We start from the raw sequence: 13,457 nt of genomic DNA, 5'->3' as shown, positions 1-13,457 counted from the left end.
ATATACCTACTTCATTCAGGTTTATATATAAACATGAGATTTGAGTTGTTTAGCGCATTCTCAATTTCTAATTTTTGACTTAATATGAATTTTTAGGAGGATAATAACGTGGCATTTGAATTTAAATTACCCGACATTGGTGAAGGTATCCACGAAGGTGAAATTGTAAAGTGGTTTGTTAAAGCTGGAGATACAATTGAAGAAGATGATGTATTAGCTGAAGTTCAAAACGACAAATCAGTTGTTGAAATTCCATCACCTGTTTCAGGTACTATCGAAGAAGTACTAGTAGATGAAGGTACTGTAGCAGTTGTTGGTGATACAATTGTTAAAATTGATGCACCTGATGCAGAAGAGATGCAATTTAAAGGTAGCGAAAGTGACGAGGCTTCAAGCGAGTCAACAGAAGCTCCTGTTGAAGAAAGCACTAAAGAAGAAGCATCAGCACCTGCTCAATCTTCAAATGATGAAGAAGTAGATGAAAGTAAACGTGTTAAAGCAATGCCGTCAGTTCGTAAATACGCACGTGAAAATGGCGTTAACATTAAAGCTGTTTCAGGTTCAGGTAAAAACGGACGTACGACTAAAGAAGACATTGATGCTTACTTAAATGGTGGACAAGCAACAGCTTCAAATGAAAGTGCAGCAGCAACTAGCGAAGAAACTACAAGTTCTGCACAATCAGCAGCAGTTTCTACAGAAGGGGAATACCCAGAAACTACTGAAAAAATACCTGCAATGCGTAAAGCAATTGCTAAAGCAATGGTTAACTCAAAACATACTGCACCTCACGTAACATTGATGGATGAAATTGATGTGCAAGAATTATGGGATCACCGTAAAAAATTCAAAGAAGTTGCAGCTGAACAAGGTACTAAATTAACTTTCTTACCTTACGTTGTCAAAGCACTTGTGTCTGCACTTAAAAAATACCCAGCACTTAATACTTCATTTAATGAAGAAGCTGGTGAAATCGTGCATAAACATTACTGGAATATCGGTATTGCAGCTGACACTGACAGAGGTTTACTCGTACCAGTAGTTAAAAATGCTGATCGCAAATCTATGTTTGCAATTTCAGACGAAATTAATGAACTTGCTGTCAAAGCACGTGATGGTAAATTATCAGCTGATGAAATGAAAGGTGCTACTTGTACAATTAGTAACATCGGTTCAGCAGGTGGACAATGGTTCACACCAGTTATCAATCACCCAGAAGTTGCTATCTTAGGTATTGGTCGTATTGCGCAAAAACCTATCGTAAAAGATGGAGAAATTGTTGCGGCACCAGTATTATCATTATCACTAAGCTTTGACCATAGACAAATTGATGGTGCAACTGGTCAAAACGCTATGAATCATATTAAACGTTTATTAAATAATCCAGAATTATTATTAATGGAGGGGTAAAACATGGTAGTTGGAGATTTCCCAATTGAAACAGATACTATTGTAATCGGAGCAGGACCTGGGGGCTATGTTGCAGCAATACGTGCAGCACAGTTAGGTCAAAAAGTAACAATCGTAGAAAAAGGCGAACTTGGTGGCGTATGTCTTAATGTAGGATGTATTCCTTCAAAAGCGTTATTACACGCTTCGCATCGTTATGATGAAACTAAAAACTCTGAAAATTTAGGTGTTATTGCTGAAAGTGTTTCACTTAAATTTGATAAAGTTCAAGAATTCAAACAATCAGTTGTTAAAAAATTAACTGGTGGTGTTGAAGGACTATTAAAAGGTAATAAAGTTGAAATCGTAAAAGGCGAAGCTTACTTTGTTGATAATAATAGCCTACGTGTTATGGACGAGAAAAGTGCTCAAACTTACAACTTCAAACACGCGATTATTGCAACTGGTTCTAGACCAATTGAAATCCCTAACTTCAAGTTTGGTGACCGTGTAATTGATTCAACTGGCGCTTTAAATTTACAAGATGTACCTGGTAAATTAGTTGTCGTTGGTGGCGGTTATATTGGTTCTGAATTAGGTACTGCATTTGCTAACTTTGGTTCTGAAGTAACTATTTTAGAAGGTGCTAAAGATATCTTAGGCGGTTTCGAAAAACAAATGACGCAACCTGTTAAAAAAGGTATGAAAGAAAAAGGCGTTGAAATTGTTACTGAAGCAATGGCGAAATCAGCTGAAGAAACAGACAATGGTGTTAAAGTGACTTATGAAGTAAAAGGTGAAGAACAAACAATCGACGCTGATTACGTATTAGTTACTGTTGGACGTCGTCCAAACACTGACGAATTAGGCTTAGAAGAATTAGGTCTTAAATTCGCAGATCGCGGTTTATTAGAAGTAGATAAACAAAGCCGTACATCAGTTGAAAACATCTTTGCAATTGGCGATATCGTACCAGGTTTACCACTTGCACATAAAGCAAGTTATGAAGCTAAAGTAGCTGCAGAAGTTATTGCTGGAGAAGCATCAGAAGTAGACTACATTGGTATGCCTGCTGTATGTTTCACTGAACCAGAATTAGCGACAGTTGGTTATACAGAAGCTCAAGCTAAAGAAGAAGGTTTAGCAGTTACTGCTTCTAAATTCCCTTATGCAGCTAATGGTCGTGCGTTATCATTAGATGATACAACTGGATTTGTTAAATTGTTAACACTTAAAGAAGATAATACATTAGTAGGTGCTCAAGTAGTAGGTACTGGGGCTTCTGATATTATTTCTGAATTAGGTTTAGCAATTGAATCAGGTATGAATGCTGAAGATTTAGCATTAACTATTCATGCTCACCCAACATTAGGTGAAATGTCTATGGAAGCTGCTGAAAAAGCATTAGGATTACCTATCCACACTATGTAATTATAAGTAATTTCATATAAATTTAATTGGGACTGGGACATCGATGAATGTCTCAGTCTCATTTGCTTTTATAGATATAGATAACAATATCGAGTAGTTAATAAAATAATAGAATAGTATGATTACAGGTTTATAAAGTAAAATCTTTTACTGTTACATTTTATTTATACATAAAGCATAGCAAACATAAATTGAGGTTTATCATAATTTGAATGAAAGGGTGTTAAAATCTATGGAGTACCAATATCCCATTGATTTAGATTGGTCAAATGATGAAATGATGCAAGTTGTTTCTTTCTTTAATGCAGTAGAATCCTATTATGAATCAAGTGTAGAAGGAGAAAAATTGTTAGATCGCTACAAACAATTTAAAAAAATCGTTCCAGGTAAGGCCGAGGAAAAACAAATTTTTAAAGAATTTGAAAATAGTAGTGGCTATAGCAGTTATCATGCAGTGAAAGCAGTTCAATCATCACCAGATCAAAAATTATTTTCAGCAAAAAGTAAATAAGTATTGTCTTCATCGTTATATTTTGATATTTTTATTAAGCATTAAACAAAATGTTTGATAAATATAAACAGCATATAACGATTTTTTAATTTTACATAATAGCATTAGATTCAATTTTGAAAATTACAAAAAGGTGACAATATGGAAATTGGAAAGAAAATTAAAAATTTAAGAAATATAAAAAAGTTAACGCAAGAAGAATTGGCAGAAAGAACAGATCTTTCAAAAGGTTATATTTCACAAATTGAAAGTCAATATGCATCACCAAGTATGGAAACATTTTTGAATATATTAGAAGTACTTGGCACAAGTCCGAGTGATTTTTTCAAAGAACCTAAATCTGAAAAAGTATTATATAAAAAAGCAACACAAATCACATATGATGAATATGATAAAGGTTATATTTTGAACTGGCCAGTCAGCCAATCAAACGAATTTGATATGGAACCATTGATATTAACTTTAAGAGCGAATGCATCATATAAAAATTTTGGACCATCTGAATCTGATACCTTCATATATTGCTTAAAAGGTGAAGTAGTACTCATGTTGGGTAATCAAAATTATTATGCAACAACTGGTGACGCGCTTTATTTTAAAGCGAACCAAATACATAGACTAGAAAATCAAACAGCGGATGAAGTACAAGTAATGATTGTTGTTACAGCTTCATATCTATAGGAGGACACGCGTATGGAACCATTATTATCATTTAAATCTGTAAGTAAGCAGTATGATGATATGCAGATATTAGACAAAATAGATATAGATATTGAATCAGGATATTTTTATACATTATTAGGGCCATCAGGTTGTGGTAAGACAACGATATTAAAATTAATTGCAGGTTTTGAAGAAGCTGATAATGGTGACATTATTTATCAAGGTAAATCAATTAATCATTTATCAGCGAATAAAAGAAAAGTTAATACTGTGTTCCAAGATTATGCGTTATTCCCTCACTTAAATGTCTATGACAATATCGCTTTTGGGCTAAAATTAAAAAAATTAGCCAAATCAGAAATTAAACGAAAAGTACATGAAGCATTGAAGTTAGTGAAACTGGAAGGTTATGAATCAAGAACGATAGAGGGCATTAGTGGTGGACAAAAACAACGTATTGCAATAGCAAGAGCAATTGTCAATGAGCCTGAAATTTTATTGTTAGATGAATCTCTATCTGCTTTGGATTTAAAATTAAGAACTGAAATGCAGTATGAACTTAGAGAAATACAATCTCGATTAGGCATTACATTTATTTTTGTTACACATGATCAAGAAGAAGCATTAGCGCTTAGTGATTATATATTTGTGATGAAAGATGGTAAAATCCAACAATTTGGTACGCCAATTGATATTTATGATGAACCAGTCAATCGTTTTGTTGCTGATTTTATCGGTGAATCAAATATCGTAGAAGGTAAGATGGTTAAAGATTACTTAGTGAATATCTATGGGCAAGATTTTGAATGTGTAGATATGGGTATACCTGAGCAAAAGAAAGTTGAAATTGTGATTCGTCCTGAAGATATTTCATTGATAGATGCAAAAAGTGGACTGTTTGAAGTTACTGTAGATTCTATGTTATTTCGAGGCGTGCATTATGAAATAAATTGTATTGATAGAAAAGGCTATGAATGGATGATTCATTCAACTAAAAAAGCAGAAGTAGGTAGTAAAGTAGGTTTATACTTCGATCCTGAAGCAATTCATATTATGGTTCCTGGTGAGACAGAAGAAGAATTTGATAAACGAATTGAAAGTTACGAGGAACAAGACAATGCGTAAACTGAATCGATTTCTCTTTATCCCATATGTATTATGGATGATATTATTTATTATTGTACCTGTGTTATTACTTGTTTATTTTTCACTATTTGATATTCAGGGTCATTTCAGTTTTGAAAATTATAAACAAATGTTTTCGTGGAAATATTTTAGCATGATTTGGGATTCAGTTATTTTTGCAGCTGTCATTACTATCATTACATTGTTCATTAGTTATCCAGCTGCTTATTTTATACGAAATTCAAAATATCAAAATTTATGGTTAATGATACTCATTATTCCAACTTGGATTAATTTACTTCTAAAGACCTATGCATTTATAGGGTTATTGAGTCATGATGGTGTTATCAATCAAATGTTAAATTTATTACATTTACCTAAAATGGATTTATTATTTACTGTACCTGCATTTATACTTGTTGCGAGTTATATTTATATACCATTTATGATTTTACCCATTTTCAATAGTATGAAAGACATCCCTAATAACATTTTACAAGCCTCTAGTGATTTAGGTGCTAGTCCGTTTACGACTTTCCGAAAAATCATCTTACCACTTACAAAACAAGGTGTGTTAACAGGGGTTCAAGTGACATTTATTCCAGCATTATCGTTATTTATGATAACAAGGTTAATTGCTGGAAATAAAGTGATTAACATAGGAACTGCGATAGAGGAACAATTTCTAGTGATTCAAAACTACGGCATGGGTTCTACTATAGCATTATGTTTGATTCTCTTTATGGCGTTAGTGTTAATCATTACGAATACTAAATCTACAAATGGAAAAGGGTGAGTCATATGAAATGGTACGGTAAATTATACCTTGGTATATTAATTGCAATATTGTATATTCCAATTTTATTTTTAATGGTATATTCATTTAATTCTGCTGGGAATATGATTCATTTTGAGCATTTCACTTTGGAACATTATCAATCCTTGTTTAGTAATAATCGTCTAATGTCAGTTATATTTAATACGATTGCTGTTGCCTTGTTAGCGGCGGCTTTTGCTACTGTGATCGGTACAATGGGAGCAATTGGTTTATACCATTTGAGAAATAAAAAATTAAAAGTTTCATTGTTGACGCTCAATAATGTATTAATGGTATCTTCTGATGTAGTGATTGGTGCTTCGTTTTTGATTATGTTTACAGTCATTGGCCATTTTACTGGTTTAGGTTTAGGATTTTTAACGGTGCTCATTTCCCACATTGCATTTTGTATACCAATTGTTGTGATTATTGTATTGCCTAAATTATATGAAATGAATGATCATACATTAAATGCAGCACGTGATCTTGGAGCGACTGAATTGCAAGTATTAAACAAAGTCATGTTACCTCATTTAATGCCCGCAGTTATTGGTGGTTTTTTTATGGCGCTTACCTATTCACTTGATGACTTCACAGTAAGTTTCTTTGTTACTGGTAATGGTTTTAGTGTACTATCTGTAGAAGTATACGCCATGGCAAGAAAAGGAATAAGTATGGAAATTAATGCGATTTCTACTATATTATTCTTAGTTATCATGCTGGGTATATTAGCTTATTATTTAATTCAGAACACGCTAAAACACAAAAAACATAGCAAAAGAGGTGTGCAACAATGAAACGATTTTTACAATTAATTATAATTTCAATTGTTGTTGGCGTGATTTGTTTACTTATAAGTCAAAAGTTCACATCTAAAGACCATTCTGCGAGTGGTGAAAAAATATATGTCTATAACTGGGGAGAGTATATCGATCCTAGTTTGATAAAAAAATTCCAAAAAGAAACGGGTATTGAAGTAGTTTATGAAACATTTGATTCTAATGAAGCAATGGAAGCAAAAATACGGAATGGTGGCACAAATTATGATGTTGCTTTTCCAAGTGAATATACTGTTCAAAAATTAAAAAAAGAGAATTTGTTATTGCCGCTAAATCATGAGAAAATACCAAATATGAAGAATTTAGATTCAGATTATATGAATATGTCATTTGATCAAGGTAATCGATACTCTGTTCCTTATTTCTTTGGCACAGTAGGAATTCTTTATAATAAAAAAGCTTATCCGAATGATCATTTCGATTCTTGGAAGCAACTATATGATAAAAAGTATAACAATGATGTACTCTTGGTTGATGGTGCTAGAGAAGTCATAGGTTTAGCCTTGAATAAATTAGGCTACAGTTTAAATGATACAAATTCACAACATTTAGCAGAAGCTGAAAAAACATTATCACACCTAGGACCCAATGTTAAAGGTGTTGTAGGTGATGAAATAACGATGATGTTAGAGCAACATGAAGCAAATGTTGCGGTTGTATGGAGTGGCGTAGCAGCACCTATGGTACAAGGTAGTGATGAATTTAACTATGTTGTACCGAAAGAAGGATCTAATCTTTGGTTCGATAATATGGTGATGCCTAAGACAGCACAAAATAAAGCGGGCGCCTATAAATTTATGAACTTTCTATTAGACGAAGAAATTAGCAAGCAAAATACTGAATGGGTTGGTTATGCGACACCTAATAAAGCAGCAAGAGAGAAATTACCAGATGAAGTTAAAAATGATAAACGTTTTTATCCTACACAGCAAGACCAAAAAAGACTGGAAGTTTATAAAGATTTAGGTAAAGAAACATTAAGCGAATATAATGAGCGATTTTTAAATTTTAAAATCTCCTTGAAATAAGGCGTAGTTAGTAGTTATTTTGCCATTAATTCGCTATAATAGTTTGACAAGCAATATAAGGAGTTGTAAAAATATGTCAGGAGAGCAATATACTCAAGTTAGACGACCAGTGAGTCGACTAGCAGAAAAAGTATTAGGTTGGTTAAGTTGGGTATTCTTATTACTACTAACCGTAATTACGATGTTTATTGCACTAGTATCTTTTAGTAGTGAAACATCAATACAAAATTTAGAAACAACGCTAAATGGTAATGACTTTGTTCAACAAATTCTAGCAAATAATAGTTTGAATACGACACAATTTGTTATTTGGCTACAAAATGGTGTATGGGCAGTCATTGTATACTTTATCGTATGTTTACTGTTATCATTCTTAGCACTGATATCTATGAATATTAGAATCTTATCAGGGTTCTTATTTTTATTGGCTACGGTTATAACATTACCGCTCGTATTATTATTTGTACCACTTATCATACCAATTCTATTTTTAATCGTTGCAATCATGATGTTTGCTCGAAAAGACAAAGTAGAAACAGTACCTGCATATTATACAGAAGGTTATAGAGGTCATTATTCTGATTATGATCAACCGTCAGAACCAGAACCACAACCACAATCTCAATATTATGAGAAACAACAAACTGCTGATGTTGAACAACCTACTAATGATGATTCGTTAAGAAGAGGGGGCTATTCATCTGAAGTTGCTAATAAAGTAAATGGTAAAAATGATGCGACTGAAGAGGAACCTCAAGTTCTATCAAGACAAGCAAAATACAACTATAAGCAGAAAAAACAAAATGAGACGCAAGCAGATGCGCAAAATGTGGAAGATGATTTTGGCAATGTGAGTAATGTGTATGATGAATCTGGTGAATACGTATCTAAGCAAAACCAAGAAGATGAAGCAGCTGCAGCACAACGCAGACAAGAAGAACATGAAGCGGAGCAACGTCGTCAACAAGCTGAGTATGAAGAACAACAACGTCGACAACAAGCTGAGGCCGAAGAAGCGGCGCGATTAAAACAAGAAAAAGCTGAAGAAAAAATGCGTGTTAAGCAAGAGAAGAAAGAACGTAAGAAGCGCGAAAAAGAAAGACGCAAACAACAGCCGAGCGCAGTTAGTCTACGCAGACAAAATTTTGAAGAACGCAAAAAGATGACGTCTCATGAAACTGAAACACCTAATGATTCAGTTCAAGAAACTGAAAAAGATCAACAAGATAAATCGTAATAAGAGACGATGCTTAATAAAAAAGATGAGCGAGGACATAAAGTGTACCTCGCTCATCTTTTTTATGTTTATCTTTTACATAAAATATTCATTTTAGTTATATACAATAATGCTATATATTATAACTCTTGGAATGTTTGAATAATTAGGTAAATATTTAGAATGCTAAGTATAATGATTAAACACCATGATATGATATTTACCCATAATTTATTTTTAAATTGTCCCATCAAATGTTTGTCATTCGTTGATAATTGAAGTGGAATGAGTGAAAATGGTAAAGCTAAACTTAAAAATACTTGTGAAAATACTAATAATTGTTCCATTTTTGCTTCATTACTATTAAAGACGATTAAACAGATAATGATAGGTAATATCGCAATTAAACGTGTAATCAATCTTCGTAACCAATTTGGTATTTTTAAATTTATAAAACCTTCCATGACGATTTGACCTGCCATTGTTCCAGTTATTGTAGAATTTTGACCTGACGCAAGCAGTGCGATTGCAAATAAAGTACTCATAATTGCACCTAACGACGCACCTAATAATGGTTGATTCTGTAATGCATTATATAAATCATAGAATCCACCTAATTGCTCTGTATTTACACCAAAGAAAAGCGCTGCGCCTAATAATAGTAATAAACAATTCACGATGAATGCAATTGATAATTGTATATTTGAGTCCATTGTTGCATATTTGATTGCGTGTGCTTTTGATTGTGTGCTATTGCGATCATACATACGTGATTGAACGATTGATGAATGTAAATATAAGTTGTGCGGCATAATTGTCGCTCCGATAATACCTAATGCAATAAAGAGTGCACCATTATCTGTAATAATTGTTGAACTCGGAACAAAACCATTTAATACTTCAGTAACGTGAGGTGATGCAATAAATACCTCGAAAACAAAAATAACAAGTACTGTGAATATAAGTGTTCCCACAATGGCTTCGATTTTTCTAAAACCAAAGCGCATAATAAATAGTAATAAGAAAACATCAAATACTGTGATTAACGCGCCTACAAGAAGCGGAATACCAAATAATAAATCTAAGGCAATGGCACTACCTATAACTTCTGCTATATCTGTCGCGATAATTGCTAACTCAGCAATGATCCAAAATACAAATGCAACGGGTTTATTTAAATAGTGTTTAGTAGCCTGAGCTAAGTCCATACCTGTTGCTATTCCTAACCTTACTGTCATACTTTGTAATAACATTGCTGACAGACTAGAAAGTAAAATCACGAATAGCAAAATGTATCCAAACTGCGCGCCACCTTGCATAGAAGTAATCCAATTACCTGGGTCCATATAGCCAACAGCGACTAATAAACCTGGCCCTAAAAATGAAAATAATTTTTGGCTAAATTTGCCATGAGTATTGATGGAAACCGTATTATTAATTTCATCTAAACTCTTATTATGGGTTTGAACATGATTTTTCAATACCCCCACCTCCATATTCATTTATTAACACTTTATAGATTACTCCAAAATAATTATTAGGTCAACCTAAAAAATACATAGAGAATAAATTTCTTGGCTACATTAAAATTTGAATAGGGGCTATTGATTAATTAGTTTGATCATTATACGAGATGATTTTTAATTAAATGCAATTTTGATATGATAGAGGAAAGTATAATCTAAGGAGGAAGTCGATGAATAGGAAACCTGAATGTATCATGGCGTGGATTGCAAATGGTCTTAGTATACTGTTTCTATTATTAATGGTTCTAGTCTTTTCATTTATGAATGTACCAGAATTTAAAGAGGCATTTCATCAAATGAATCAGCAACAAGGACTAGAAATGTCGATGGAAACATTTAAAACATCTATTATGTTTCAAGGCGTTTTATTAATTATTTCTACGATACTTGGTATATTGGGAACTTTTATTATCAAAGGAAATCGTGTGTTGGCTGCTTGTGTTTTTATAATTGCAGCAATCACTAGTATATTTTCCGGGAATTTTGTTGCGCTCATTTTGTGGTTTATTGTTGGTATCATGTTATTCGTCAAAAAGGATAAGCGCTTTGATCATCACAAAGGTATTGTTTCAAACGATAACGCTAATGATACGCATAATGCCAATCGAACTGAGGACATGGATCCAGATCGTGAAATGAAACAGAAGAAAGATAATGATCCTTATATTTATTAAGTATCATTAAGCAACATACAAAATATCATGATTTAAATCTGTGTTAATAAATAGCGTGATAACGCAAAAAAACAACTGACCTATACGATTCTAATGTCACCTTCATAAATGAGTTATATAACTCATTTATGAAGGTACGACAATGTATGAGGTCAGTTGTTTTTATTTATAAAATTTTAACAGTTGTTCAAACGTTTCTTCTAAGAAAGATAGGAAAGCTTTATCATTTTTAAGGTGTTCTGAATTTGGTGACAAAGTACGAGCAACGAAAAATTCACCTTTTTTCACTTCTTTAACGCGCTTAAACGCTTTGAATAAATCTTCGTCAGTCATATTGTGGATATACGTTTTTTCTTGACTCATATGGTCTAAACTCACGCTATAATCTGAAGGTAAATTTCTCAATGCATCGAATTGATCTACAAAAGCTTGTACTTGTTGCGCTTTATCCTTGGCTTCATGCATCACACCATACATAACGAACAATTGATTTTCAAAAAGGCCTATTTGAAAATGTGGTTGCATTTTATAACCACGATTATTTGTTGCAAAAGCGACCCAAGTATCTTTGGGTGGATTGACACTTCTACGTGCATGTTTAGCAACATGTGGATAGAAAATTTCGCCAGTAGCAGTTTCCAAGTATTGTGCGAAGTAGTCACCCAAATGATTTAATTGTGGTCTAACGCGTTCGTTGAGTGCTTCCATTCTTGCATCAAGACCATCAACAGTGAATGCTTTAAAATTCTTAGGTTTAAATGTATATTTAGTCATTTGGTCCTCCTATAATCATTCTATACGTTTGTATTGTAGCATAATATAAACATTGAAACATTTGCTTTGCTCTATACCCTTATGATACTGAATAAGTGATATCTAGTGCGTGTATACAACGAGTAAAAAGGGTAATTATAATAGATAAATCATACTTAGATGAAATTTAATGCTTGATTATTGAAGTATTTAATAAATTGTTGGCTAATATCTTTTTAAGTATTAACTAATGTATAATAAATAGTGAACAAGGAGCTGATACAATGACTGTTTATGAATTTGCAAAAGGCCTTATATTAGAAGCAGGAATCAATGTAAAAAAAATAATGAAACAAGACATTAAGATTGAGACAAAATCAAATCCTAATGATCTAGTGACGAATGTGGATAAAGCTACGGAGAAATATCTTTTTGATAACATCAAGCAAACATACCCGAATCATTTAGTTATAGGTGAAGAAGGACATGGACATGAGCTGAAAGACGAGGCAGGGGTAGTTTGGGTTATCGATCCAATTGATGGTACGTTGAATTTTGTACATCAGCAAGAAAATTTTGCAATTTCAATCGGTATCTATAATGATGGGAAACCATATGCTGGCTTTGTTTATGACGTTATGAACGATGTATTATATCATGCTAAAACGGGTGAAGGCGCATATGAAAACGGTAATTTGTTACCAGCAATTTCTTCCACACAACTAAAAACGAGTATTATTGGTATTAATCCCAATTGGCTAACTAAACCACGCTTAGGTGAAATGTTTAAACCCATCGTAAATGAAGCAAGGAGCGCGCGTGCCTATGGTTCTGCAGCGTTAGAAATCATACACGTGGCAACTGGTAAATTAGGTGCATATATGACACCTAGATTACAACCATGGGATTTTGCAGGTGGTTTGATTATCTTAAATGAAGTGGGGGGCGTCGGCACAAACTTATTAGGAGAACCCTTATCCATATATGAACCGAGTTCGATTATAATGGCAAATAAGGATTTACATTCAGAGTTAATAGATAACCATTTCAAAAAAAATTATGAAATAGTTCAATTATTACAGCAAAAATTAAAAGCTAAAAATGATTAGCTAAATCGATTTTTAAAAATAAAAAAGCGTCTCACTCCTACTTAGAAGAGTGAGACGTATTTATGAATATATGTTAAATCAACATGAAATTATAGCCAATCATTTTCACGATATTTCTTTTTCAACGTGAAACCGTAACCAAATGTTGCAATGAATAATATAAATGTTAAAATCATGAATGGAACATTTGTAGCAGCTAAACTGAAGCTAAATAAAAGTAAAAATACTATAGCAACCACAGCGAGTACCCAAAATATTGCTTTTGATTTTTTTTGTTGCATCCCTACCACACCTTTATAGTTTTCTTTAACCAATTATATGATATAATAAAAAAGTTGCAAAGAAAAGTGGGAATTTACTCGAGAAAGGAAATTGT

Annotated in this window: 14 protein-coding genes; 11 read left to right on the top strand and 3 right to left on the bottom strand. The window is 32.9% G+C overall.

Annotated elements, in window-relative coordinates; all coding sequences use genetic code 11:
* Positions 1 to 108: 108 nt before the first annotated feature.
* The 9 genes from ACP7BT_RS03995 to auxB all read left to right on the top strand — a co-directional run bounded on the left by ACP7BT_RS03995 (position 109) and on the right by auxB (position 9,040).
* Positions 109 to 1,410, top strand: coding sequence for a dihydrolipoamide acetyltransferase family protein (locus ACP7BT_RS03995; RefSeq protein ID WP_041079064.1), 1,302 nt, complete (start codon positions 109 to 111; stop codon positions 1,408 to 1,410).
* 3 nt (positions 1,411 to 1,413) lie between these two features.
* Positions 1,414 to 2,820, top strand: a complete 1,407-nt coding sequence (lpdA, locus tag ACP7BT_RS03990; RefSeq protein ID WP_002483674.1) for a dihydrolipoyl dehydrogenase — start codon at positions 1,414 to 1,416, stop codon at positions 2,818 to 2,820.
* 232 nt (positions 2,821 to 3,052) lie between these two features.
* The gene (locus ACP7BT_RS03985; RefSeq protein ID WP_002483673.1) at positions 3,053 to 3,331 is read left to right on the top strand and encodes a UPF0223 family protein; all 279 of its coding nucleotides are present in this window, start codon (positions 3,053 to 3,055) and stop codon (positions 3,329 to 3,331) included.
* A 141-nt stretch (positions 3,332 to 3,472) separates the two neighbouring features.
* Positions 3,473 to 4,012, top strand: coding sequence for a helix-turn-helix domain-containing protein (locus ACP7BT_RS03980; RefSeq protein WP_011303414.1), 540 nt, complete (start codon positions 3,473 to 3,475; stop codon positions 4,010 to 4,012).
* Positions 4,013 to 4,024: 12 nt separating this feature from the next.
* The gene (locus tag ACP7BT_RS03975; protein ID WP_011303413.1) at positions 4,025 to 5,119 is read left to right on the top strand and encodes an ABC transporter ATP-binding protein; all 1,095 of its coding nucleotides are present in this window, start codon (positions 4,025 to 4,027) and stop codon (positions 5,117 to 5,119) included.
* Complete coding sequence (locus ACP7BT_RS03970; protein ID WP_011303412.1) at positions 5,112 to 5,915, top strand: ABC transporter permease; 804 nt, start codon at positions 5,112 to 5,114, stop codon at positions 5,913 to 5,915. Before ACP7BT_RS03975 ends, ACP7BT_RS03970 begins: the two co-directional genes overlap by 8 nt.
* Before the next feature lie 5 nt (positions 5,916 to 5,920).
* Entirely contained in the window at positions 5,921 to 6,733 is an 813-nt protein-coding gene (locus tag ACP7BT_RS03965; protein ID WP_041079068.1) for an ABC transporter permease, read from the top strand.
* Complete coding sequence (locus ACP7BT_RS03960) at positions 6,730 to 7,803, top strand: ABC transporter substrate-binding protein (protein WP_037538832.1); 1,074 nt, start codon at positions 6,730 to 6,732, stop codon at positions 7,801 to 7,803. Before ACP7BT_RS03965 ends, ACP7BT_RS03960 begins: the two co-directional genes overlap by 4 nt.
* A 73-nt stretch (positions 7,804 to 7,876) precedes the next feature.
* The gene (auxB, locus tag ACP7BT_RS03955) at positions 7,877 to 9,040 is read left to right on the top strand and encodes a lipoteichoic acid stability factor AuxB (RefSeq protein WP_069825776.1); all 1,164 of its coding nucleotides are present in this window, start codon (positions 7,877 to 7,879) and stop codon (positions 9,038 to 9,040) included.
* A 119-nt stretch (positions 9,041 to 9,159) separates the two neighbouring features.
* Here auxB and ACP7BT_RS03950 read toward each other — a convergent pair whose 3' ends face one another.
* The gene (locus tag ACP7BT_RS03950) at positions 9,160 to 10,515 is read right to left on the bottom strand and encodes an Nramp family divalent metal transporter (RefSeq protein WP_080773278.1); all 1,356 of its coding nucleotides are present in this window, start codon (positions 10,513 to 10,515) and stop codon (positions 9,160 to 9,162) included.
* A 200-nt stretch (positions 10,516 to 10,715) separates the two neighbouring features.
* Between ACP7BT_RS03950 and ACP7BT_RS03945 the strand changes: the two genes are divergently transcribed.
* Entirely contained in the window at positions 10,716 to 11,219 is a 504-nt protein-coding gene (locus tag ACP7BT_RS03945; protein WP_041079072.1) for a DUF4064 domain-containing protein, read from the top strand.
* A 162-nt stretch (positions 11,220 to 11,381) separates the two neighbouring features.
* On the opposite strand, the gene ACP7BT_RS03940 is transcribed toward ACP7BT_RS03945, so the two are convergent.
* The gene (locus ACP7BT_RS03940) at positions 11,382 to 11,993 is read right to left on the bottom strand and encodes a YktB family protein (protein WP_002483664.1); all 612 of its coding nucleotides are present in this window, start codon (positions 11,991 to 11,993) and stop codon (positions 11,382 to 11,384) included.
* 263 nt (positions 11,994 to 12,256) lie between these two features.
* Between ACP7BT_RS03940 and ACP7BT_RS03935 the strand changes: the two genes are divergently transcribed.
* Positions 12,257 to 13,081 (top strand): inositol monophosphatase family protein, encoded by an 825-nt coding sequence (locus ACP7BT_RS03935; protein ID WP_002483663.1) that lies wholly within the window; start codon positions 12,257 to 12,259, stop codon positions 13,079 to 13,081.
* An 89-nt stretch (positions 13,082 to 13,170) separates the two neighbouring features.
* Here the strand turns inward: ACP7BT_RS03935 and ACP7BT_RS03930 are convergent, their stop codons facing one another.
* On the bottom strand, positions 13,171 to 13,362 hold the full coding sequence (locus tag ACP7BT_RS03930; protein ID WP_037538825.1) for a DUF5325 family protein: 192 nt from the start codon (positions 13,360 to 13,362) through the stop codon (positions 13,171 to 13,173).
* Positions 13,363 to 13,457 lie beyond the last annotated feature (95 nt).

Source organism: Staphylococcus sp. Y174-1, assembly GCF_049897865.1.
Lineage (GTDB): Bacteria > Bacillota > Bacilli > Staphylococcales > Staphylococcaceae > Staphylococcus > Staphylococcus saprophyticus.
The sequence above is the reverse complement of the archived record's forward strand: the minus strand, read 5'-3'. Positions and strand labels throughout refer to the sequence as shown.